Source organism: Synechococcus sp. 'PEA 65AY6A-5F PE A' (assembly GCF_047462575.1).
GTDB lineage: Bacteria > Cyanobacteriota > Cyanobacteriia > Thermostichales > Thermostichaceae > Thermostichus.
The window spans coordinates 87,245-109,490 of record NZ_JAOALE010000002.1 but is presented as its reverse complement, the minus strand read 5'-3'; the positions used below and the strand labels follow the sequence as shown (position 1 = coordinate 109,490).

17 protein-coding genes are annotated in these 22,246 nt (G+C 62.2%); 12 read left to right on the top strand and 5 right to left on the bottom strand.

Annotation, left to right across the window (positions count from 1 at the left end; translation table 11 throughout):
* Nucleotides 1-40: 40 nt before the first annotated feature.
* Nucleotides 41-997, bottom strand: a complete 957-nt coding sequence (gene rnz / locus GG26_RS01290) for a ribonuclease Z (RefSeq protein ID WP_414388580.1) — start codon at nt 995-997, stop codon at nt 41-43.
* 140 nt (nt 998-1,137) lie between these two features.
* On the opposite strand from rnz, the gene GG26_RS01285 reads away from it, so the two are divergent.
* On the top strand, nt 1,138-1,494 hold the full coding sequence (locus tag GG26_RS01285; protein WP_011430489.1) for a HesB/IscA family protein: 357 nt from the start codon (nt 1,138-1,140) through the stop codon (nt 1,492-1,494).
* On the opposite strand, the gene GG26_RS01280 is transcribed toward GG26_RS01285, so the two are convergent.
* From GG26_RS01280 to GG26_RS01270, 3 genes are all read right to left on the bottom strand, one after another.
* Nucleotides 1,495-2,724: a response regulator gene (locus GG26_RS01280; protein WP_099812046.1), complete on the bottom strand. Its 1,230-nt coding sequence runs from the start codon at nt 2,722-2,724 to the stop codon at nt 1,495-1,497.
* Nucleotides 2,711-6,616 carry a PAS domain S-box protein gene (locus GG26_RS01275; protein WP_414388522.1) on the bottom strand — a complete coding sequence of 1,302 codons (3,906 nt, stop codon included), beginning with the start codon at nt 6,614-6,616 and terminating at the stop codon, nt 2,711-2,713. The genes GG26_RS01280 and GG26_RS01275 overlap by 14 nt, the downstream gene beginning before the upstream one ends.
* Nucleotides 6,617-6,793: 177 nt before the next feature.
* Entirely contained in the window at nt 6,794-9,559 is a 2,766-nt protein-coding gene (locus GG26_RS01270) for a cation-translocating P-type ATPase (protein ID WP_414388520.1), read from the bottom strand.
* Between the two features lie 124 nt (nt 9,560-9,683).
* Here GG26_RS01270 and GG26_RS01265 point away from each other — a divergent pair, with 124 nt between their 5' ends.
* The 11 genes from GG26_RS01265 to GG26_RS01215 all read left to right on the top strand — a co-directional run bounded on the left by GG26_RS01265 (nt 9,684) and on the right by GG26_RS01215 (nt 20,577).
* The gene (locus GG26_RS01265) at nt 9,684-11,462 is read left to right on the top strand and encodes a flavin reductase (RefSeq protein ID WP_414388517.1); all 1,779 of its coding nucleotides are present in this window, start codon (nt 9,684-9,686) and stop codon (nt 11,460-11,462) included.
* 225 nt (nt 11,463-11,687) lie between these two features.
* The gene (locus GG26_RS01260; RefSeq protein ID WP_414388514.1) at nt 11,688-12,299 is read left to right on the top strand and encodes a DUF726 domain-containing protein; all 612 of its coding nucleotides are present in this window, start codon (nt 11,688-11,690) and stop codon (nt 12,297-12,299) included.
* 283 nt (nt 12,300-12,582) lie between these two features.
* Nucleotides 12,583-13,947: a histidine phosphatase family protein gene (locus GG26_RS01255; RefSeq protein WP_011430495.1), complete on the top strand. Its 1,365-nt coding sequence runs from the start codon at nt 12,583-12,585 to the stop codon at nt 13,945-13,947.
* Nucleotides 13,948-13,958: 11 nt separating this feature from the next.
* Nucleotides 13,959-15,293 (top strand): dihydroorotase, encoded by a 1,335-nt coding sequence (locus tag GG26_RS01250; protein ID WP_414346845.1) that lies wholly within the window; start codon nt 13,959-13,961, stop codon nt 15,291-15,293.
* Nucleotides 15,294-15,381: 88 nt separating this feature from the next.
* Entirely contained in the window at nt 15,382-16,401 is a 1,020-nt protein-coding gene (locus GG26_RS01245; RefSeq protein ID WP_049749756.1) for a YihY/virulence factor BrkB family protein, read from the top strand.
* Complete coding sequence (locus GG26_RS01240) at nt 16,370-17,470, top strand: L-threonylcarbamoyladenylate synthase (RefSeq protein WP_011430498.1); 1,101 nt, start codon at nt 16,370-16,372, stop codon at nt 17,468-17,470. The genes GG26_RS01245 and GG26_RS01240 overlap by 32 nt, the downstream gene beginning before the upstream one ends.
* Nucleotides 17,440-17,970, top strand: a complete 531-nt coding sequence (purE, locus tag GG26_RS01235; protein WP_011430499.1) for a 5-(carboxyamino)imidazole ribonucleotide mutase — start codon at nt 17,440-17,442, stop codon at nt 17,968-17,970. The genes GG26_RS01240 and purE overlap by 31 nt, the downstream gene beginning before the upstream one ends.
* A 71-nt stretch (nt 17,971-18,041) precedes the next feature.
* Nucleotides 18,042-18,821: a hypothetical protein gene (locus tag GG26_RS01230; RefSeq protein WP_071813555.1), complete on the top strand. Its 780-nt coding sequence runs from the start codon at nt 18,042-18,044 to the stop codon at nt 18,819-18,821.
* Between the two features lie 102 nt (nt 18,822-18,923).
* The gene (locus tag GG26_RS01225) at nt 18,924-19,946 is read left to right on the top strand and encodes a CobW family GTP-binding protein (protein WP_041438383.1); all 1,023 of its coding nucleotides are present in this window, start codon (nt 18,924-18,926) and stop codon (nt 19,944-19,946) included.
* A gap of 80 nt (nt 19,947-20,026) precedes the next feature.
* The gene (locus GG26_RS01220) at nt 20,027-20,353 is read left to right on the top strand and encodes a hypothetical protein (protein ID WP_228375221.1); all 327 of its coding nucleotides are present in this window, start codon (nt 20,027-20,029) and stop codon (nt 20,351-20,353) included.
* A gap of 2 nt (nt 20,354-20,355) precedes the next feature.
* Nucleotides 20,356-20,577 carry a hypothetical protein gene (locus GG26_RS01215; protein ID WP_011430503.1) on the top strand — a complete coding sequence of 74 codons (222 nt, stop codon included), beginning with the start codon at nt 20,356-20,358 and terminating at the stop codon, nt 20,575-20,577.
* Nucleotides 20,578-20,629: 52 nt separating this feature from the next.
* Here GG26_RS01215 and guaA read toward each other — a convergent pair whose 3' ends face one another.
* Nucleotides 20,630-22,180 carry a glutamine-hydrolyzing GMP synthase gene (guaA, locus tag GG26_RS01210; RefSeq protein ID WP_099813400.1) on the bottom strand — a complete coding sequence of 517 codons (1,551 nt, stop codon included), beginning with the start codon at nt 22,178-22,180 and terminating at the stop codon, nt 20,630-20,632.
* Nucleotides 22,181-22,246 lie beyond the last annotated feature (66 nt).

Genomic DNA, 22,246 nt, shown 5'->3' with positions numbered 1-22,246 from the left:
TGAGGCTGTCGGTCCTATCATTCTAGCTAGCAAGGCAGGTCTAGACTCCCACCGGCAGGGGAGCGGGGCTGCGGCGCGGGATCTCGTAGGTCATCCGATCCCGGGCCAGGATGGTGTCGGGAAAAATGGCCCGGGCTTCGGCCAGCAGGTCTTCCAAAGTGATAGGGCCCTCTGAGGTGTAGCGGGGGCTGAAGTGGGTGAGGATGAGGGTCTGGGCCTTGGCTTCGGCGGCCACCCGCGCGGCCATGGCGGCGGTGGAGTGCTTGGCGCGCTCGGCTAGCTCCCGATCCGCTTCGGCGTAGGTGGCCTCGTGGATGACCAGATCGGCGGCGCGAGAGAGATCGACGGCGTTGCGGCAGAAGATGGTGTCGGTGCAGTAGGAGAACTTGCGCCCTGGGATCGGAGCCCCTACGTAATCTCGCCCGTGGAACCAGCGGCCTTGCCAGAGGATGGATTGGCCGGCCTTGAGCTGCCCGTAGAGAGGGCCGGGCGGGATCCCGTCTGCCTGGGCTTTGGCCACGTCGAAGGTGCCGGGCCGGTCTTGCTCCACCACGCGGTAGCCGAAGGCGGGCACCCGGTGATCCAGGGGGGCGCAGAAGACCCAGTACTCGGGATCCTGAAGAATGAGCCCTGTTTCGACGGTGTGAACCCGGAAGGAATAGGGAATTCGGCTCTCGCTGTAGCGCAGCACCGTCTTCAGGTACTCTTCCAGGCCGGGGGGGCCATAGATGTCGATGTGTTGGGGGGTGCTGCCCAGGCCGCAGGAGGCCAACAGCCCTGGCAGGCCGTAGATGTGATCCCCGTGCATGTGGGTGATGAAAATGCGGCGCAACTGGCTGGGGCGCAGCTCGTCTAGCCGCAGCAGTTGGTGTTGGGTGCCCTCGCCACAGTCAAACAGCCACCATTCTGACCGCTGCGGAAACTGCACCGCCACGCCCGAGACATTGCGCTGGCGGGTGGGCATGCCGGAGCTGGTGCCCAGAAAGGTAACACGAATGGCGTTGGGATCCATCACAAGGGCAGAACGTTAGGCTTGAGGAAACGGGATCCCTAGCTTATCAACTGTTCCTGCCGCGCGAGGGGAAAAGGCGGCCCAAAACCCCTGTTAGGATAAAAGTAAGTGTCAGCTTTCCCGCCATGATCACCTTGACCGAGAGCGCCATCCAAGAGCTAAAGCGGCTGCGCAGCAAGTATGAGAAAGAGGGATCCCAACCCATCTTGCGCCTGGGGGTAAAGCCCAGCGGCTGCTCCGGCCTCTCCTACACCATGAACTTCGAGCCCCAGGCCAACCCTGACGACCATACCTTTGACTTTGGCGAGATTCGGGTGGCGGTGGATCCCTTGAGCATGACCTTTATTCAAGGGCTGACTGTCGATTTCTCCGAGGATCTGTTGGGGGGCGGCTTCCGCTTCAAGAACCCCAATGCGGTGGCTAGCTGCGGCTGCGGCACTTCCTTTGCCACTGCCGAAACCGCCGCTGCCGTCGGCCACTGATCACGTCCTGCCAGAGGGCTTTAGGCTGGGCAGGCGCAGCAGGAAACATGTCCACCCCGCCTCGCTGGTTACTCGAATGTGACCCTGGAGGCGCTCCACCCATTGCTTCACCAAGGCCAGCCCCAGGCCGCTGCCCGGCTGGGCCCAGGGATCCGCAGTGGGCACCCGATAAAAGCGCTCGAACAGGCGGGGCAACTGGTCGGGCGGGATCTGAGCGGTGTTGCCGATCCTGAACTCAACCCCTTCAGGGATTGGCTGAACCTCTAGACGAATCGTGCCACCTGGCTGGGTGAACTTGCAGGCGTTGTCCAGCAGCTCTTTGAGGATCTGGGTCAGGAGCTGCCGATGGCTGTAAAACCGCCAGGGGGAGGGGGGCAGATCCCCCACCTGCAGCGTGAGGGAGCGGGCCTGGGTGCATTGCTGCACCGACTCGATCAAGCTGTGCCAGAGGTGGGGCAGGTCAATAGCTGCAACGGCAGAGCCCAGGTCTTTCCCTTCCAGGCCCTGCAGATCCAATAGGCGGTTGATGAGCTGGATTTCGGCCTCGCACTCCTGCAGGGCAATGTCATGGTATTGCCGCTGCTTCTCGTTGAGGGGGGTGCGGCGCAGGAGTTCCAGGGCCAGCTTGATCTTGGTCAGGGGGGTGCGCAGCTCGTGGGAGACGGTGGCCAAAAAGTGGTCTTTGAGGCGGTTGAGCTGCTCCAGATCTGCCACCTGGCAGGCCAGTTGGGCGGTGCGCTCCTGTACCTTGGCTTCCAGTTCCTGGTTAAGCTGCTGCAGACGGCGCTGGGCCTGGTTGGCTTGCAGCAAGTGGCGCAGCCGCCGCTTCAAAACCGACCAGTGGATGGGCTTGGGGATGTAGTCGCTGGCGCCGGCTGCAAAGGCCTCGTTGACAAAGGTTTCGTCTTCCAAAGCCGTGACGATTAAAATCGGCAAGTCCGGGTTTTGGGCGTGGAGGCGGCGGCAGCACTCAAACCCATCCAGATCCGGCATCACCGCATCGAGGAGCACCATGTCCGGCTGATAGCGGCTTGCAGCTTCTAGACACGCCAAGCCGCTGTCCGCTTCCACGAGTTGGTAGCCCTCCCGCTCCAGGGCGTAGCGAGTCAAAAGCCGCTGGCTGGGATCATCGTCGGCAATGAGGAGGAGAGGCCGCTTCTCTGCCGCAGCAGAGCTCGTTCCGGTCTGAGGAACGGATCCAGCCGAAAGGTTGCTCTCAAGCCTCTGCATGGGCCCCTGGAGAAGAAAGAAGCGGTCCTGGCGCGCTAGCCGATAATTCGAGGATAACCCGCTGGTACTCGGCTTCCAACCGCTGGAAGGCCTGCTCTATGGTATCCCAGTTTACAGAGTTGGCCGATGGCTTGCGAACGAGCTTTTCCAGCGCCTGGCAGCGTTGAGCTAAGAGCTTGGCCCCCAAGGTGCTGCTGCTGCCCTTGAGGCGGTGGGCCAGTTGGGCCACGGTTTGGACATCCCGGCTCTCCAGGGCCTGGCGCAGGGATCCCAGCAGGGCCTGGCTGTCTTGCCGGTAGGTTTGGATCATCTCCTGCCAGTCTTCCGGGGATCCCAGCATGCTCTGCGGGCTGGCCAGGGCAGCGGCATCCAGGGCCGGCTCTGGCTTTGGATCCCCGACAAAATCGAGAGCAGCTTCCTGGAGGGCCCGCTCCAGCACAGCCGGCTGCAGGGGCTTGGTCAGGTAGCCATCGACGCCGGCGGCTTCGGCAGCAGCGCGGCTTTCCAGGAAGGCATCGGCGGTGAGGGCGAGGATGCGCGGCTGGCGCTCTGGGGGAAGTTCGCTGCGGATGCGGCGGGTGGCGGCCAGGCCGTCCAGCTCCGGCATGTGCAGATCCATCAAGACCAGGTCGTAGGCGCGCAGTTGCAGCGCCTGCAGGGCTTCCAGGCCGTTGGCCACGATGTCCGGCTGATAGCCCAGCCGCTCCAGCATCAGGCGGATGACCTTTTGGTTGACGGGGTTGTCTTCGGCTACCAGGATGCGCAACGGGCAGCGGCTGGCCAGAGGGAGCTGGGGTTTCAAGTGGGAAGCAGCCGCAGGCACTTTTTCCTGGCCCAGCAGAGCCCGCAGTTGAGAAGCCCTGACCGGCTTACCTAAGGCAGGAAGAGAGCCAGCGCTTGCCAAAGCGGCTCTGCGATCCACCAGCAGCACAAGCCGCAGGGGGGGCTGCTCCTGCTGCAGAGCCCTGGCCAGGGCCAGTCCATCGCCGTCGGGCAGGCTGGTATCCACCAGGGCCAGCTCAAAAGTCTGGGCCTTGGCTATGGCTTGGGCTTCCGCCACCGTGCTGCAGGCTGTTACCTGCATCCCCCAGGACTGCAGTAGGCGCGCAAGAAGTTGCCGTTGGCTGGCGTTGTCTTCCACCAGCAAAACCCGCTGGCCGGCCAGAGCTGGGTCGGGGGTGGGGGTTGCCCAGAGGGCCGCATCCGGAAGCTTCAGGGGGATGCGGAAGCCAAAGGTGGATCCCTGACCCGGCTGGCTTTGCACCCAGATCGTTCCGCCCATGAGTTGACAGAGGCGCTGGCTGATGGCCAGCCCCAGGCCGGTGCCGCCGTACTGGCGGCTGATGGAGCTGTCCACCTGGCTGAAGGGCTTGAAGAGGCGATCCTGCTTTTCCGGCGGGATGCCGATGCCGGTGTCCTGCACCTGGAAGCTCACCCACTGCACCTGGGCCTGGGGATCTTGCTCTTGGGCCTCGACGGTCACCACCACCTCCCCTTGGGGGGTGAACTTGATGGCGTTGCTGAGGAGGTTGGCCAGGATCTGGCGCAGGCGGTTGGGATCCCCGACCAGGGTGGCCGGCAGGGCCGGATCCACCCAGGCCACCAGCTCCAGATCTTTGCTCTGGGCCTGGGCGGCCATGAGATCCAAGAGCTCCTCCATGAGCTGGGGCAAGGAGAAGGGCGTTTCCTCCAGCTCCAGCTTCTGGGACTCGATCTTGGAAAAATCCAAGATGTCGTTGATGAGGCTGAGCAGCACCTCGCTGCCGTAGCGGATGGTCTGCACCCAATCCCGCTGCTGGGCATCGAGAGAGGTATCCAGCAACAGGCCGGCCATGCCCATGATGGCGTTGATGGGCGTGCGGATCTCGTGGCTGATGGTGGCCAGGAACTCGCTCTTGGCGCGGTTGGCCGCCTCGGCAGCTTCCATAGCCGCCTTCATCTGCTCTTGGGCCTGCTTGGCCAGGGTGATGTCCCGCCCGGCGGCGTAGGCCAGGGATCCCGCCAAAGAAGCGCGCCACTCGATAAAGCGGTAGCTGCCGTCTTGGGTGCGGTAACGGTTGACAAAGCCATCCAGACGCCCTTCTTCCAGCAGCTTTTGCACTGCTTGCTGCGTGGCCGGCAGATCTTCCGGGTGCACCCATTCCCAGAAGGGATGCTGCTGCAGCTCCTCGAGGGAACGGCCCAGGGCGGCCTCCCAGGCCGGGTTGAGGCGGCGAAAATACCCCTCCTTGTCGGCAATGCAGAGCAAATCCAAAGCTACCGAGAAAAATTGCTCCAGCTCGGCTTCTGCCTGCTTGCGGGCGGTGATATCGACGGCGGTAAACACCCAGCAAGGGATCCCGCGCAGCACCAGCGGCTGGACAAAAACGTCTTCCCAAACCTCCCGGCCATCTCGACCTTGCCAGTGCCACTCGAAGCGGGCGGATCCCTGTTGGCGGGCCTGCTCCAGGTAGGTCTGCAGCGAGAACTCCTCCCCCTGCAGGGCCCGGCGATAGGGGGACTGCTCCGAGGCGTCGAAGGCCCGCAGCTCCTCCAGGCTGGAAAAACCATAGGCGACAAGGGCGCGCGGGTTGGCCTCCAAGATCTCGCCCGTCTCGGCGTGGCGGATGAGAATGGCTACCGACGCATTTTCAAACAGGGCGCGGAACTTCTGCTCGCTCTCCTGCAGGGCTTGCTGCGCCTGCACCCGCTCCGTGATGTCGCGGATGATGAGCACTACTTCTTGCTCGTTTAGGGGGGCAATGCGCACCTCTTCGTGGCGCACCTTGCCGTCGATTTCCAGGCTTTGCTCGTAGCGCTGCAGGGTCTGGGTGGCCAGGGCTTGGCGAATATAGGCAAGCCGCTGCTCCGCCAGATCCGGCGGCAGGAGTTCTTGGGGTGAGCGCCCCAGGTAAGTTTCTGGCAGGCCGTAGGGCCGCACCTCCCGCCCGCAGCTCACTCCCAGGCAAATGCCCTGGCTATCGAGGTGAAAGATGAGATCTGGGATGGCCGCCAAAATGGCCTTTTGCTTTTCCTCAGCGGCTTGGAGAGCCAGCTCGGCCCGCTTGCGCTCGGTGATATCCCGCACCAGGACGTAGAGCTTCTCGCTGCCGTGGGCAACGATACAGGCCCTCTGATACTGCCGCACCCCGCCTGGCAGCTCGATCTCGTACTCCAGGTATTCGATGCTCTGGTTGGCCAGAGCCCGCCTTCCCAGAACCTCGCATTGCTCCCTCAACGCAGCAGGCAAAATCTCCTGGAGCCGACGGCCAATGTAGTCCTCGGGGGGGCGCAGAGTAGCGAAGTAGCGGGGCGGCTTGCAGTCGAGGATGCGACCGTCGGCAGCAATCTCCAAAATCATGTCTGGGATTGCCTCGTAGAGGGCGCGATAGCGGGACTCGCTTTCCTGCAGCGCCTGCTCTCTCTCAACCTGCTCGGTGATGTTGCGGCTGGTGATGAGGATCCCATCCCCCACCGGCACCACTTGGTGGCGGATCCAGCGAGCTTTTAGGCCCGGCTGGCCGGAGATGGGGAACTCCTCTTCCAGGGGGGTGCGGGTTTCCACCACCCGCTTGTATTTTTCAAAAAAGCCCCCCGTGCGGTTGATGGGCAGCAGCTCGCACAGCCGCTGGCCGAGGATCTCCTCGCGGCGGCGGGAAATTAGCTCCTCCCCTTTGGCGTTGACATCCACAAAGACAAAGTCGATGATCTCGCCGGTATGGGGATCCCGCAGCGCCTCCAAGAGATAGATGGCATCCAGGCTGGCCTCTAGAGCCGCGCGGAAACGGGCCTCCGGGCTTGAAGTTGCCAGCGATCCCTTGATCCGCCGCCAGCGCCAGCCGAACCTTAGAAGAGCCCAAAGATCTAAGACAATACCCAGAAGCGTGAGGCTAGCCCAGCCCAGCGGTGTCATCTTATTCCCAGCTCCTTGCGTTTGAGCAAAGCCCTCTCTTCCCTGCCCGCTTTGCGGCAGCTCTTTCCAGAGTATTCCTTAGTCTTTACGCGGTAGCTCAGCTAATTTGCGGAAAAAGTGCCCCTACCCCATCGGAAGAGCTCGTTTTTGGCAGGGCAGGATTCCCCGCTTTTGTTCTCAAGGGGTTGGGCGGGATCCCTGGCGCCAGCGGCGGTAGAGTTTTTCCAGATCCACCCAGACCATCACCACCGTGCTAAAGCCCAGGCAAATGAGCAGTTCTGGAAGGGTCAACTCTTCTGTCCCGAAAAAGTTGCGCAGGAAGGGCACATAGAGCAGGGCCAACTGCAACAGCAAAGTGGCCAACACGGCCCCCAGCAGGTAGGGGTTGGAAAAGGGGTTCATCTCGAGGGTCAGCTTGTCGTTGGAGCGGGCTGCCAGGGCATGGCCCATCTGGGCAATGCACAGGGTGGTGAAGACCATCGTGCGCCAGTGGGGGATATAGGCTTCCACGATGGCCATCATCAGGATCGTGGAGATGGCAAAGACCACACCGATGCGCACCATGTAGGCACCGAGCCCTTGGGCAAAGATGCTCTCTTTGGGGTTGAAGGGGGGGCGCTGCATCACCCCTGGTTCTGCTGGCTCCATCGCCAAGGCCAGGGCGGGCAGGCCGTCGGTTACCAGGTTCATCCACAGGATCTGCAGGGGCGTCAGTGGCACGTCCTCTAGGCCCAAGATAGGGGCAGCAGCCACCGTCAACACCTCGCCGATGTTGCTGCCCAGGATGTATTTCACGAAACGGCGGATGTTGCTGTAGACCACCCGCCCTTCTTCAATGGCCGCCACGATGGTGGCGAAGTTGTCGTCCAGCAGCACCATGTCGCTGGCCTCTTTGCTGACGTCGGTGCCGGTGATGCCCATGGCAATGCCAATATCTGCCTGGCGCAGGGCAGGGGCGTCGTTGACCCCATCCCCGGTCATGGCTACAAACTGGTTTTGTTTTTGCAGAGCTTGGACGATGCGCAGCTTGTGTTCGGGGGCAACACGGGCATAGACGTTGACCCTTTGCACCGTCTGCAGCAGCTCCTCAAAGCTGAGCCGAGAGAGGGTGCGCCCGTCAATGGCTTGGCCCTCCGAGTCGAGAATGCCCAGCTCGCGGGCAATGGCCACAGCGGTCAATTGGTGATCGCCGGTAATCATCAGGGTGCGGATGCCGGCCTGGCGGCAGCGGGCTACTGCTTCCCGCGCTTCGGGCCGCGGCGGATCGTACATGCCCACCAGCCCCAGCCACACCAGGTTGCGCTCGATCTCCTCCAGGTTCTCCGGGATCCGCTGCAACTGCTGGGTGGCCACCCCCAAAACCCGGATGCCCTGGGCCGCCAGGCGGTTGTTGGCAGCCAGAATGGCTTGGCGCTCGGCTTCTGACAGCTCCTGCCAGGTTCCGCCTTTTTGGATCTGGGCGCACTGCTCCAGCACCAGCTCCGGGGATCCCTTGACGTAGACGCGGTAGCTGCCCTCCTCCTGCACCACCACGCTCATGCGCTTGCGTTCCGAGCTAAAGGGGATCTCCTGCGCGCGCGGGTGCTGCTCTTGAAGGGAAGCTTTCTGCAGGTTGGCCTTGGCAGCAGCCACCAGCAGGGCGGCCTCGGTGGGATCCCCTAGGATCGACCAGGTGGGGGCAGCGCCCCGTTGGGCTGGAAGACTGGCCTGCAACAGGGCATCGTTGCAGAAGACCACCGCCCTGAGAAGGGCCTGCAAATCCGGGGCGCTCTGGGGATCAATGGGCTGGCCACGGCAGTAGAAGGATCCCTTGGGGATGTAGCCGCTGCCGCTGACCTGGTAGTGGCGCTCCGGCGTGAGGATGTCGGTAACCACCATCTTGTTCTCGGTGAGGGTGCCGGTTTTGTCGGAGCAGATGGTGGTGACGGATCCCAGGGTCTCTACAGCCGGCAGGCGGCGGATGAGGGCGTTGCGGCGCACCATGCGTTGGGTGCCGATGGCCAGGGTGACGGTGATCACGGCCGGCAGCCCCTCCGGCACCACGGCTACGGCCATACTGAGAGAGATTTCCAGCAGCGAGGTGAAAGGCGCCATGCTGCCGGCCTGCAGCAGCCCCACGATCACCACCAGCGCCACCAAGGCCAGGGATCCCGACACCAGCACGTTGCCCAGCTGGCTCATGCGCCGCTGCAGGGGGGTGGGCTCGTTTTCCACCGTTTGCAGCAGGGCGGCCACCTTGCCCAGCTCCGTGTTCATACCAGTGGCGGTAACCAAGAGGATCCCGCGCCCCTGCAACACCTCGGTGCCCATGAAGGCCATGTTGCGCCGTTCCCCCAGCTCCGTGTCTTCGGGGAGGACACAGTCAGCCTGCTTGCTAACCGGTACCGCCTCCCCTGTCAGGGCCGCCTCCCGCACCTGCAGGTTGACCGCTTCCGCCAAGCGCCCATCGGCCGGGATCTGCACCCCGGCTTCCAGGAGCACGCGATCCCCTGGCACCAATTGGTTGGCGGGGATCTCCTGCCACAGGCCGTCCCGCTGCACCCGCACGCTGGGGGAGGCCAGCTTTTTTAGGGCCGCCAGCGCTTTTTCCGCCCGGCTTTCTTGTAAGTAGCCCAGCAGACCGTTGAGGCCGACGATCAACAGAATGGCCAGAGCATCTTTGGGGAACTCGCCTTCCTGCAAGTCCAGAGTCGCTGAGATCGCCGCCACGGCGATCAGCATCAGCAGCATGACGTTGCGGAATTGGTCGAGGAAAAGCTGCCAGGCGCTGCGTCCAGGAGAGGAGATTAGCTCGTTGGGGCCGTATTCCCGCTGCCTCTGGATCACCTGCTGGGTAGTCAGGCCAGCATCGGGATCGGTCTGCAACTTCTGGATAACAGCAGGAAGAGGGAGGCTATGCCAGGCCGTAGCAGAAGCACCGGCGGATCCAGAAGCTTGGGCCATCGCAAACACTCCCAGGGAATGGACAAATTCTACGTTAGCTCTCGAAGCTTTCCATAGAGGAAAAGGGGTCCCCATTTCCCTAGTTTCGTGGCAAGGTGGGGACAGAGGCCCCCTGGAGACTGCTATGGCGAGCAAAACTCCCACTCGCGATGTTCAAGTGGCCGTCATTGGCCCGTCCACTCTGGTTTTGCGCTCCCGCACCTGGGATCGCCTCAAGTTTGAGCTGGAATATGCCCGGCAGCGGGGCACCACGGCCAACAGCTACCTCATCCAGGCCCGCCAAACCCTGCTCATCGATCCGCCGGGGGAGTCGTTTACGGACATCTTTCTGGAGGAGCTGGCCCAGCACCAATACCTGCAGCGGCTGGACTTTATCCTGCTCAGCCACGTCAACTTCAACCGCATCGCCACCCTCAAGGCGCTTCTGCCGCTGGCCCCCTACGCAGTGGTGCTCTGCTCTAAGCCAGGATCCCTTACCCTGCGGGCAGCTTTTGAAGGCAGGGAGTCCCCCCCTCCTGGCCGCGACGAAGAGGAGGCCGCCGATTTTGGCATTCCCTACGGCAGCAATCAGTCCTTTCGCCTGCGGGTCATCCGAGATGGGGATCGCCTGGATCTGGGAGAGGGCCATGAGCTGCACTTGCGCACGGTGCCCACGCCCCGCCACCCCGATGCCCTCTGCACCTACGATCCGGCCACCGGGATCCTCTTTACCGACAAGCTCTTTGGCGCCCATGTCTGCGACGAGCAGGTATTCGATGAACATTGGCGGCAACTGAGCGAGGATCGCCGCTACTACTTCGACTGTCTCCACCGCAACCAAGCGCCCCAGGTCAAGGCAGCCCTGGCCAAGCTGGAGGAATTCCCCGCCCAGATCTACGCTCCTGCCCACGGGCCCCTCGTGCGCCACAGCCTGCGGCGGCTGCGCTTGGACTACCAGCTCTGGTGCGAAGAGGATCCCTTGGAGCAGCGGGTGGCCCTCCTGTACACCTCCGCCTACGGCAACACCGGCTTGATGGCGGTAGCCATTGCCCAAGGCTTGGAGCGGGCGGGAGTTACGGTGGAGCGGATTAACTGCGAGTGGGCCACCCCTGAAGAGATCGCCCAGGCCTTGGAGCGCTGCCAGGGGTTCATCATCGGCTCGCCAACCCTGGCCGGCCATCCCCCGGTCCAGATCCAAACAGCCCTGGGCCTGATTCTCTCTTCCGTTCCCACCAGCAAGCTGGCCGGGGTCTTCGGCTCCTATGGCTGGAGCGGCGAGGCCGTGGATCTCATCGAGAGCAAGTTGCTCAATGCCGGCTTTACCTTGGGGTTTGAGACGATCCGCGCCAAGTTTAAGCCCACCGCCGAGATCTTGGAAGCTTGCCAAGAGGCGGGATCCCAATTTGCCCAAGCCCTGCGCAAGGCCAAGCGAGCTCGTGCCCCCCGCCAAGGCGGTGTTGAAACTCAGGCGGATCGGCTGGCGCAGGCCCTCAGCCGAGTGGTGGGATCCCTCTGTGTGGTGACCGCCTTGCAGGATGGGATCCCGCGCGGCTTTCTCACCTGGTCAGTGGCCCAGGCCAGCTTCAATCCCCCCGGCCTCACCCTCTCCGTTAGCAGGGAAAGCGAGGCAGAACTGCTCACCCATCCGCAAGCGGCCTTTGTGCTCAACATCCTGCGGGAGGGCAAAAGCAGCAGCCTGCAGCGACACTTTCAACGGCCTCAACGCCCTGGCGAAGACCGCTTTGCCGGCCTGGCCACGGCCACTGCCGAAAATGGCTGCCCGATCCTTTTGGATGCCCTGGCTTACCTGGAGTGCCGTGTCAAAAGTTGGATGGAGTGTGGCGATCGCTACCTCATCCATGCCGAGGTAGAGCGCGGCAAAGTGCTGGATCCCACGGGGGTTACCGCCATGCGGCTCGGGTAATACTGGTCTCAGCTCTCAGGGGGTGTCGCCGCAGAAATTCTTGCTGAAACCGGCAAAGCCACTTTCCAAGTTGGCCAGAAGGTTACAGAAACTCTTGTTGAAGAAGTTGTCCACCATGAGCCTTATCTGATCCCTATTGAGCCCTCCCGGGGCTGGGACGAAGCCCTGGTTTTCATCAACGGTTTTCTCAGCGAAGGTGAAACCCAACCTTGGAAAAAAAGACTGTTGTGGGAAACGCTCCGACGTGCCGGATGGCGGGGATCCCTGTACTACCTCTGGTGGGACGCTTCCAGTCCTGTAAACTTGACTTTATCTGCCCTGAAGCTAGGGGTAGGACTACTTGCCCATTGGGAAGCTCACAAAGCCAAGGCCAAGCAAGTGGGACTGGACTACGCCTACCCCCTGCTCTCTGCTCTGCCAGAAAAGCAAATTACCTTGATGGGGTTTTCTTTGGGAGCGAGGGTAGCCTACTACATCATGCGCGGTTGGCCACAGACTGCCGATCGACGTCTTAAAGATGTTATCTTGCTCAGCGGTGCCGTTAGAAGACAAGCCGATAAGAACTGGAGTTTACACGTAGAAAATATCACTGGAAAGTTAGTCAATATCTACAATGAAGACGATTTGGTTCTGGCCTACGTCTTCAAAGTACCTTCCCTCAACCGCAGCCCCTGTGGGATCAAGCCGATCAAAGAGTTCCACCCCAGAATTGAGAACCTCAATGCCACTCACTTAATCGGCTCTGGGGAGCGCAGCTATGAAGCCTATCTCCCTTATCTGGAGTTTCTTCTGGATCAGAAGCTGGACTGGAAAAGCCGCAGTGGCCGCCTGAACTAGCCTATGCCAAGCCAGAGGGTTCCTGCCCCAGCCGCAAGGGGGGATATAGGGGGGCTAGCTGGCTTGCTCTTTGTTCGCGTCTTCCCGCTCCTGAAGAGCTGGCAGAGTTTTCTCAGTGGCTTGGGCGGCTCATCCCAATTGAAAACTTGACTGCCCGATCTGTTGAGGCCAGAATCCGGGACCCAACCCCTAGAAAGAACCCCACTGGCAGGGCAAGCCCAGCCCAACAGCGATACTCTAGGCGATACTCTAGAAGGTGTTCTTGAGTAAGTCCGTGCAAACAATGGCTCAGCCTGCCCTGCGCATCCTGCTCGTGCGCCACGGTGAGAGCACCTTCAACGTCGAAAATCGCATCCAAGGCCGCTCCGATCTCTCTCGCCTCACCCCCGGTGGAGAAGCGCAGGCACAGCGGGTAGCTGAGGTTCTGGCCGGGATCCCCTTGGATTATGCCTACTGCAGCCCTCTCTCCCGTGCCCTCGACACCGCCCGTATCATTCTCAAGGAGCGAGCGGGGATCCCTTTGTTTATCAGCGAGTACCTGCGGGAGATCGACCTGACAGCTTGGGAGGGCTTGACCTTTGCCGAGGTGAAGGAGAAATACCCAGAAGATTACCACCTATGGCGGCACCGTCCCGACGAGCTGGAGCTGGAGGGGCGCTTTCCGGTGCGGGATCTCTGGCAGCAGGCGCAGGAGTTTTGGCAACTGCTGGCCGAGCAAGTGAAGTCAGTGCCCCCCGCCTCCTCTGATCGGAGAACCGATCCAAGGCATCCCCTCACCGTTCTCGTTGTCGGACACAGCGGCATTAACCGCGCCCTGGTCAGCACCGCCATTGGCTTGGGGCCGGTTCACTACCACCGTCTTGGGCAAGATAACTGCGCCATCAGCGTTCTCAACTTTCCCCAGGGCCTGGGGGCGCTGCCGCAACTGGAATCTTTGAATATCACTGCCCATCTGGGCCAGCCTCTGCCCAAACGCAAGCAGGGGATGCGTATCCTGCTGGTGCGGCACGGCGAGACGCAATGGAACCGGGAGCAGCGCTTTCAGGGGCAGCGCGATATTCCTCTCAACGCCACTGGCGAGGAGCAGGCAGCTAGGGTGGCGGAGTTTCTGGCCGACCAGCCGCTGAACCTGGCTTTTTCCAGCCCGCTGAAGCGCCCCTGGGCTACGGCGGACGCCATCTGCAGCAACCACCCCAACCTGATCCTACGCCCGATGCCGGAGCTGCAGGAGATCTGCCACGGCGACTGGGAGGGCAAGCTCCAGAGCGAGGTGGAAGCCGAATACCCCGGCGAGCTGGAGCGCTGGCAGCGGGATCCGGCCGCGGTGCAAATGCCCAACGGGGAAAATCTGTACCAAGTGTGGGATCGCACGCGCTCGGCCTGGGAAGAGATTTTGGCCATCACCGCCGCCCAATTTCCCGAAGGCACGGCCGTGGTGGTGGCCCACGACGCCATCAACAAGGCGATCATCTGCCAGTTGTTCGGCCTTTCCCCCCACGCCTTTTGGATCTTCAAGCAGGGCAATGGCGGCATTACCGTTATCGACTACCCGGAAGGAAAGGACGGCACCCCTGTTCTCAAGGTGTTGAACCTCACCACTCACCTGTCCGGCCAGATTTTCGACTGCACCACAGCGGGTGCGCTTTAGGGAGGTGGAAGATGGGATCCACCCTCCCTGCCGACCTGAGCCTGCTCAATCTCTGCCTCCGTGGGGTGCGCCTGTTGGATCCCTGGCAACAGCGGGATGAGGTGACCGACGTGTGGCTGCAGCAGGGCCGCCTCCGGGCCACCGAGCCGGCGGGGATCCCTGCCGACATCCCCCGCCTGGAGGCTGCTGGCTGGGTGCTGGGGCCGGGCTTGATCGATCTGTACGCCCACAGTGGCGAGATCGCTGATCAAGAGCTCTCCCCCTGCCGCGAAACCCTCGCCTCTCTGGGGGCAGCAGCTCTGGCAGGGGGGTTTACCCAAGTGGGTCTTCTCCCTGCCCCCCTGCCCGGAACGGCAACTTTCCCGGTGCTGGACGAGCCGGAGCAGGTGGGCCGCTACCGCCGCCGAGCGGGGGATTCCCGCTGGCTGCCCTGGGCTGCTTTGAGCTTGGGTGACCGGGAAGAAGCTCCCAGCCTCTGGGGAGAGCTGGCCCGCGCCGGCGCCATTGGCTTTGTGGCCCGGACTGAAGGATCAGAGCCGCTGCGGTCGTTGGCCCTACTGCGGCGGGCGCTGGAGTATTTGCGGCCTTGGAATAAGCCGCTGCTGGTGTGGGCCTGGGATCCCAGCCTGGCTGGCTCGGGCAGCCTCTACGAGGGGGTGTGGGCGCTGCGCTTGGGGCTGAAGGGGATCCCAACCAGTGCCGAAACCGCGGCCTTGGCCCGTCTCCTGGAAGTAGTGCGCAGCGTTCCTTCGCCGGCGCCGGTGCATGTGATGCGCCTCAGCCAAGCCCGCAGCCTGGAGCTTGTCCAGCAGGCCCAAGCAGAGGGGCTGCCGGTTAGCGCCAGCACCACCTGGATGCACCTGCTCTTGGCGGAGGAAGCCGTCTTGGAGCACGGCTACGATCCCCACCTGCGCCTCTTGCCTCCTCTCCCCCGCAGCAGCGACCGCGAGGCCCTCATCGCCGGCATCCGCAGCGGCAGCCTGGGTATTGCCACCGACCACGCCCCCTACACCTACGAGGAGAAAACCCTGCCCTTTGCCGAAGCCCCTCCTGGGGCCATAGGCCTGGAGCTGGCGCTGCCCCTGCTGTGGCAGAACCTGGTAGAGACGGGATCCCTGACGGCGCTCCAGCTCTGGTCGGCCCTCAGCCTCTACCCGGCCCGCTGCCTGGGGTTGGAGCCGCCCAGCCTAGCTCCCGGAAGTGACTGGGTGCTGTTCGATCCGGGCCATACCTGGACGGTCTCGGCAGCCACCCTTTGCTCGCGATCCCTGGCCACTCCCTGGCTGGGCAGGACCCTGCGCGGCAAGGTGTTGCACACCCATGTTGAAGAAGGAAGCCAGCCCTGAACCTGAGACCGGCAAAACCCCTTCTCTGTGCCAAGAGGCGCAGGGCCTTGAATTATCCTGGGAGCTAGGCTCAAGGGGGTAGGGGCCCATGAAGCTAGGGAAGCGGCTGGGGACGCTGCCGAGCTTCCGGCAGTTGCAAGGGATCCGCTGGGCATGGGGAGAGTGGAGTCGCCAAGGGGAGCTGGCCTGGCGTACACTACGGCTGGCCTGGGAAAACGCGATGCGCTACCGGCTGTTTGGCCTAGCCTCCGAGATGGCCTACAGCTCGATGTTGGCCCTATTTCCCTTTATCCTCACCCTCTTGACCGGGATTGGGCTGTTTGTCGGCTCCTCTGAGCAAGCTTTTCAGCGCCTGATGGAGCAATTGGGGCAGATTGCCCCCCAAGAAGCCCTGGTGCTTCTGGAACGGTATGCGCGAGAGCTCCGCTTTGGGGAAAACCGAGGCTTGCTCTCCCTCAGCTTCTTAGGAACCCTGTGGGCTGCCTCTGGGGCCTTGGGAGCAGTGATGACGGCTTTGGATCTCAGCCACGAGATCCCCCAGGAGATGCGCCGCCCCTTTTGGAGACGCAAGCTGATCTCGATGGTTTGGATGCTAGCTACCCTGGGGTTAACCGGTTTGGCCAGCTTGATCTTCTTGTTCAGTGCCAGCTTTTTCCGCTTCTTGTCCGCCCAAGCGAAATCCCTAGCGGAGGGGGTTGCCGGGCCGGATCAGTTGGATCCCTGGCGGGAGCTGGCGCTGAAGTTGTGGGAAGCGCTCACCTGGCCTATCTCGTTGGGGATGATCGTCGTCTCCTGTTGGGTGCTGTACCGATTCGGCCCCAGCTTGCGCCGGCCCCAAATGCCGATTTGGCCAGGAGCGATTGTGGCCAGCCTGCTTTGGGTTGGGGTGTCGTGGGGGCTGCGGGTTTATGTGGAGCACTTCGGCCAGCTCAACCAAGTCTACGGAGCCGTGGGGGCAGTTATTGTCTTATTGCTGTGGGTTTGGCTCACTTCCTTGGCGCTGCTGTTTGGGGATCAGATTAACATTGCCCTCTACCAGGCCCGACAATGGATTCGGGACTGCTCCCCCACCCCTCATGCAAACGCAGATCCTCCCCCCCACCCCTGAGCACATTGCCTTGGCGGCTGAAGCGCTGCGGCGGGGCCAGTTGGTGGCCATACCTACAGAGACGGTGTACGGCCTGGCGGGCCACGGCCTCAACGAACAGGCGGTGGCAGAGATCTTTGCCGCCAAGGAGCGCCCCCGTTTCAATCCCCTGATCCTGCATCTGCCGGCTGGGCTGGATCTAGAGACACTGCAGGGCTGGCTGGTGGATCTGGAGGCTTTTACTCCCGCCGCTCGCGCTCGCCTGGGATCCCTTGTCGACACCTTTTGGCCGGGGCCGCTGACGCTGGTGCTGCCCAAGGGATCCCGGGTGCCGGATCTCGTCACCAGTGGCTTGCCCACGGTGGCGCTGCGGATGCCCGCCCACCCCGTGGCCCAGGCTTTGCTGCGGGCAGTTCAGGTGCCTTTGGCTGCCCCCAGCGCCAACCGCTTTGGCCGCCTCAGCCCTACCTCGGCCCAGGCCGTCTATGCCGAGTTGGCGGGGCGGATCCCTTACATTTTGGACGGGGGAGAGTGCAGCGTGGGCCTGGAATCGACAGTGCTCAAGCTCAGCCCCGACGGCACGCCCACCCTGTTGCGCCCTGGCGGGATCCCGCGGGAAGTTTTGGAATCCCACCTCAATTTGCCCCTAAGCTCTCCCCCTGCCCCAGACGGCAAGGAGAGTCCAGAGGCTCCCGGCCAACTGAGCAGCCACTACGCTCCCGGTAAGCCCATCTGGCTTTTGCCCACTGCCTTTGCCCAGCTTCAGCCTGAGGATTGGCAACAGTTGCGGCGCTTGGCCACTGGCCACTCGCACCTAGGCATTCTCAGTTTTGCCGCCAAACCAGAAGCGCTGGCAGAAAGCCTCTCCCGCCACTGTCCTGAGGTCACCTTTACCCTAGAATGTCTGGGCCCGGATCCCAACTCGGCGGCCCACGCCTTCTTTGCCAGCCTGCGCCGCCTGGATGAGGGAGCGGCCACCTTGCTGTTGGCTGAACCGCCACCAGTTGTCACTGGCCTAGGTTATGCGATCATGGATCGGCTACGACGGGCCAGCCGCTCATGGAAGTCTCCCCTCTCGTCGCCATCCTAATGGGCAGCGATTCCGATCTGCCCACCCTGGCACCCGCTGCCCAGGTGTGTGAGGAGTTTGGGATCCCCTACCAACTGCAGATCCTCAGCGCCCACCGCACCCCGGAGGCGATGGTGGACTTTGCCCGCCGCGCCCATATCCAAGGGATCCGCGTCATTATCGCCGGCGCCGGCGGGGCGGCCCATCTGCCGGGGATGGTAGCCTCCCTTACCCCTCTGCCGGTCATCGGGGTGCCGGTGTTCAGCCAATCTCTGCAGGGGCTGGACTCCCTATATTCGATCGTGCAAATGCCCAAGGGGATCCCGGTGGCTACTGTAGCCATCGGCAATGGCTACAACGCTGGACTCTTGGCCGTGCAGATCTTGGCCAGCGGCGATCCCGCCCTGCAACAACGGGTGCTGGCCTACCGGGAAAGCCTCAAGCAAGCGGTGCAAGAGAAAAACGCCCAGTTGCAAACTCAGGGGTGGAAAGCCTATCTCAGCTCCGCCGGCAGAGCATAATTATTGAGTGAGAGAGCGTTGGCCTGTCTTGACAGGGATCAGATGGGACGAAGTTGGGGGAGTTGCCAGCGGTGAAGGATGGATCGGGTCGCCCCTCTTCCGGACAGGGATCCTGGCGGGAATATCTGCAGCGAGTTCAGAAAGGGGCAGTGGAGAGGGGATCCCAGGTGGCCCTGTGGCTACTCTCGGGGCCGCAATGGCGGGTTTTGGCCCTGTCGGGCTTGGCCTTGGCGGGGCTGGCTTTTTGGCACTGGCGGCTAGCTCTTTCTCTAGCTGTGGGCAGTGGGGCAATGCTGGGGCTGTATGCTGCGCGCAGCCCTGAGTTCAGCCGCCGCTGGCAGGAGTTGCAAGCCTGGTTTCGCCAAGCCGATCGCTCCCTGCTGCTTGCTGTTGTCGGGGGGGCAGGCGCCGCTCTGGGCACCTACATCGTGGTTTCCATCTGGGCAGAATCCAGCCAGCGCTGGCTGGCCACGGGCGCCATTTTGCAGGGGCTAGCCACCTTTGCCTTGTTGGCGCTGCTGTTTTGGGAGTGGCTTAGCCGCCGCCAAGAGCGGCAGCGTTCCCAACTGGAGCGAGATCTCAGCGACATCGCTTCCCCCGACTCCTACCGACGGCTGCTGGGCGTGCGTCGGCTGCAGAGCTTGATGCCATACCTGGATGCCGAGCAGACGCGGCTAGCGGTGGACTACCTCCGCCTCGCCCTTGACCAAGAAACCGTGGCTGTCGTCCGGGAAGCCCTGCTGGAAGCTCTGCAGGGGTGGGGGATCCTGCGTCGCCTCAACGATTTGGCCGACCTCAAACGCCCCGAAAGCAGCGGGGATCCCTCTTCAGGTCGGAACCACAGCGTCTAGATGGCTGCCTCAACATCTCCGCTGGGTCAGCGAGTCTTCAAAGAGCGTCATTACAATGAGGATAAAGTGGAAGGGTCCTCTTTAGCAGATTGCGGTTCCTCCATGACCACCACCATTGAAGTGCCCAAGCGAGGCTTGCCTGTCACCATCATCACTGGCTTTCTGGGGAGCGGGAAAACCACTCTGCTCAACCACATCCTCCGCAACCAGAAAGGGATGCGCACAGCGGTGCTGGTCAACGAATTTGGGGAGATTGGCATCGACGGCGAGCTGATTGTCTCCAGCGAAGAAGACCTCGTAGAGCTCAACAACGGCTGCATCTGCTGCACCATCCGCGACGACATTGTCGAGAGTGTGCTGCGCCTGATGGAGCGCTCCGACAAAATCGACTACCTGGTGGTGGAGACCACAGGACTGGCGGATCCCTTGCCGGTTGCCCTCACCTTTTTGGGGCCAGAACTGCGGGATCTGACACGGCTGGATTCGATCATCACCCTGGTGGATGCCAGCAACTTCGCTCCTGATCTGTTCAACAGTGACGTGGCCTACAGCCAAATTGCCTATGGGGATGTCATTCTCCTCAACAAAACCGACCTGGTTGAGCCGGCGGAGATCGAGCGCCTGGAAAAACGCATTCGCGAGATCAAGGAAGATGCCCGCATTTTGCGCACGGTCAACAGCGCAGTGCCCCTAGAGCTGATCCTGGATACAGACCTGTTTCAGTCCAGCTCTCTGCCCCAGGAGGAGGCTCCCGACGCTGAGCATGACCATGAGCATGACCACGAACACGGCCATGATCACGGCCACTCGCACCGCAGCCACATCGAGGTCGATGGTTTTAACTCCCTGGCCTTTGAGAGCGATCGCCCCTTCTCTCTAGACGCTTTCCAGAACTTTCTCAACGAGTTGCCCGATGCAGTCTTTCGGGCCAAAGGGATCCTGTGGTTTGAGGAAAGCCCAGAGCGACATATCTTCCACCTCAGCGGTCGGCGCTACACCCTCAGCAGCGACGCCTGGCCTCGCCAGCCCAAAAACCAGTTGGTGCTCATCGGCCAGCACCTCGATACGGCCAAGCTGCGGCAAAAGTTGGAAGCCTGTCTTGTCCCGGCGCCCGTCCAGGGCTAAGAACTGGGTGGCGGCTTAGAATCGTCGGGCCCTGTTCCGGCAGCCTCGCGAGGGGAGCCTTGAGAGAGGGCATCCCAGCTATGTCCGATATCTTTGTGATGATCCGCAACCAGGCCAACAACGCCCTCACTTCCATCGACGGGATCCCTTTTGTCGCCTTTCTGGAGCGGGAGGGGCAACTGATTGCCGAAGAAACCATCGAGTTAATCTACGCCGACGCCGGCTTTGATGACCTGCCGATTGGAGAATACACTGTGGGGGTACGGCATGAACGGGTGGAACCGCAAAAAGCCACCTGCCCGGTTGCGATTAGGGGTGCCAACGAAGTTGTTTTGGTAACATTTGTTTACCTCGAGCCGGAGCGGGTTCTGCTGAACGCTCAGATTGCTGTGGAAAAAAGGTTGTAACCATGACCGTCAAAGTGATCCCATCGCACTCCATCAAAGCTTTTCGCTATCGAGTGTTTTGTCTGGGACAAGATCTCTGGAATGCCCGGGATCCGATTAGCCGTGCCAACCTAGCCCTACAACTGGCCGACGCGGCCACAACCCTGGCCCGTATGGAAGTGCAAGCCGCTCAGCCTTTCAGCTCAAGCCCTTCCTATTCCCTGCCGGAAGCAGGCCATAGGTAATCGCTCCAGTCCGGCCTTGAGGCCAGAGGCAAGGGATCCCGCCCGACCAGCATCACTCCCACTCGATGGTGCCGGGGGGCTTGGAGGTGATGTCGTAGACTACGCGGTTGACGCCCGGCACCTCGTTGACGATGCGGTTGGAGATGGTGGCCAAGAGGTCGTAGGGCACCCTAGCCCAGTCCGCCGTCATGCCGTCTTCGCTGGTGACCAGTCGCACCACCACCGGGCAGGCATAGGTGCGCTTATCCCCCATCACCCCCACCGAGCGCACTTCCGGCAGCAACACGGCAAAGGCTTGCCACAGCTTGGGATAGTAGCCGGAGCGGTTGATCTCCTGGCGGACAATCATGTCGGCCTCGCGCAGGATCTCCAGCCGCTCTTTGGTGACCTCGCCCACAATGCGGATGGCCAGGCCCGGCCCCGGGAAAGGATGGCGGCCAACAATTTCTTCCGGCAAGCCCAACGAACGGGCCAGTTGCCGTACCTCATCTTTGAAGAGCTTGCGCAGAGGTTCTACCAGCTTAAAGCGCAGATTCTCCGGCAAGCCGCCGACGTTGTGGTGGCTTTTGATCTTGACGGCAATGCGCTCTCCGGTAACCGGATCCACATTGGTGTTGGCCGACTCGATCACATCGGGGTAAAGGGTGCCCTGGGCCAGGTACTCGAAGGGGCCCAGCCGCTGCGACTCCTCCTCAAACACGCGAATAAACTCTGCCCCGATGCGTTTGCGCTTCTCCTCGGGATCGGTGACCCCCTGCAACTGGCGGAGAAAGCGCTCTTGTCCGTCCACGTAGTGGACAGGGATGTGAAATTGCTCTTGGAAAAGGCGCAGCAGCCGCTGCGGCTCATCTTTGCGCATGAACCCCTGGTCGATGAACACGCAGGTGAGCTGATCCCCAATGGCCTTGTGTAGCAGAAAAGCCAAAGTAGAGCTGTCCACCCCCCCCGAAAGGGCCAACAGCACCCTCTTGTCGCCCACGCGGGCACGGACTTCCCGAATGGCCTCCTCCAGAAAAGCTTCCGTTGTCCAGGTGGGCTCGCAGCCGCAGATGTGATAGACAAAATTGCGAATGAGAAAGGCACCGGCCTCCGAGTGGGCCACCTCTGGGTGAAATTGCACCCCGTAGAGACGGCGCGCCGGATCGGCAATGGCGGCAAAGGGGGTGTTGTCAGTGTAAGCCAGCGAATGAAAGCCCGGGGGCAACTCGGTCACCGAGTCTCCGTGGCTCATCCACATGATGCTGCTTTCTGGCAGGTTGGTGAGCAGATCGGTGGGATCCAAAATGTGCAGGGCGGCACGGCCGTATTCCCCCTTCTGGGCCGGCTCCACCTTGCCCCCCAACTGCTGCACCATAAGCTGCATACCGTAGCACACGCCCAGGATGGGGATCCCCAAGTTCCAGATCTCCAGGTCACAAGCGGGAGCGCCCGGCTCATAGACCGAGTTGGGGCCGCCGGAGAGGATGATGCCCTGGGGCCGCAGTTGCCGCAGTTGCTCGGCAGTGGTGCGGTAGGAAAGGATTTCCGAATAGACGTGGGTTTCGCGAATACGCCGGGCAATGAGCTCAGAGTACTGGGATCCAAAATCGAGAATAACAATCATCTGGCGCTGCACCTTGAGGGAGGAAGGAAAAAGGCCGGGAGGGAGGGGAGAGGTAGAAGAGTTCAC

Bases quoted from the DNA above. Each gene is read 5' to 3' on its own strand.
- GG26_RS01285 (WP_011430489.1), top strand. From the start codon at position 1,138: ATGATCACCTTGACCGAGAGCGCCATCCAAGAGCTAAAGCGGCTGCGC.
- GG26_RS01280 (WP_099812046.1), bottom strand. From the start codon at position 2,724: ATGCAGAGGCTTGAGAGCAACCTTTCGGCTGGATCCGTTCCTCAGACC.
- GG26_RS01275 (WP_414388522.1), bottom strand. From the start codon at position 6,616: ATGACACCGCTGGGCTGGGCTAGCCTCACGCTTCTGGGTATTGTCTTA.
- GG26_RS01270 (WP_414388520.1), bottom strand. From the start codon at position 9,559: ATGGCCCAAGCTTCTGGATCCGCCGGTGCTTCTGCTACGGCCTGGCAT.
- GG26_RS01265 (WP_414388517.1), top strand. From the start codon at position 9,684: ATGGCGAGCAAAACTCCCACTCGCGATGTTCAAGTGGCCGTCATTGGC.
- GG26_RS01255 (WP_011430495.1), top strand. From the start codon at position 12,583: ATGGCTCAGCCTGCCCTGCGCATCCTGCTCGTGCGCCACGGTGAGAGC.
- GG26_RS01250 (WP_414346845.1), top strand. From the start codon at position 13,959: ATGGGATCCACCCTCCCTGCCGACCTGAGCCTGCTCAATCTCTGCCTC.
- GG26_RS01245 (WP_049749756.1), top strand. From the start codon at position 15,382: ATGAAGCTAGGGAAGCGGCTGGGGACGCTGCCGAGCTTCCGGCAGTTG.
- GG26_RS01240 (WP_011430498.1), top strand. From the start codon at position 16,370: ATGCAAACGCAGATCCTCCCCCCCACCCCTGAGCACATTGCCTTGGCG.
- purE (WP_011430499.1), top strand. From the start codon at position 17,440: ATGGAAGTCTCCCCTCTCGTCGCCATCCTAATGGGCAGCGATTCCGAT.
- GG26_RS01225 (WP_041438383.1), top strand. From the start codon at position 18,924: ATGACCACCACCATTGAAGTGCCCAAGCGAGGCTTGCCTGTCACCATC.
- GG26_RS01220 (WP_228375221.1), top strand. From the start codon at position 20,027: ATGTCCGATATCTTTGTGATGATCCGCAACCAGGCCAACAACGCCCTC.
- GG26_RS01215 (WP_011430503.1), top strand. From the start codon at position 20,356: ATGACCGTCAAAGTGATCCCATCGCACTCCATCAAAGCTTTTCGCTAT.
- guaA (WP_099813400.1), bottom strand. From the start codon at position 22,180: ATGATTGTTATTCTCGATTTTGGATCCCAGTACTCTGAGCTCATTGCC.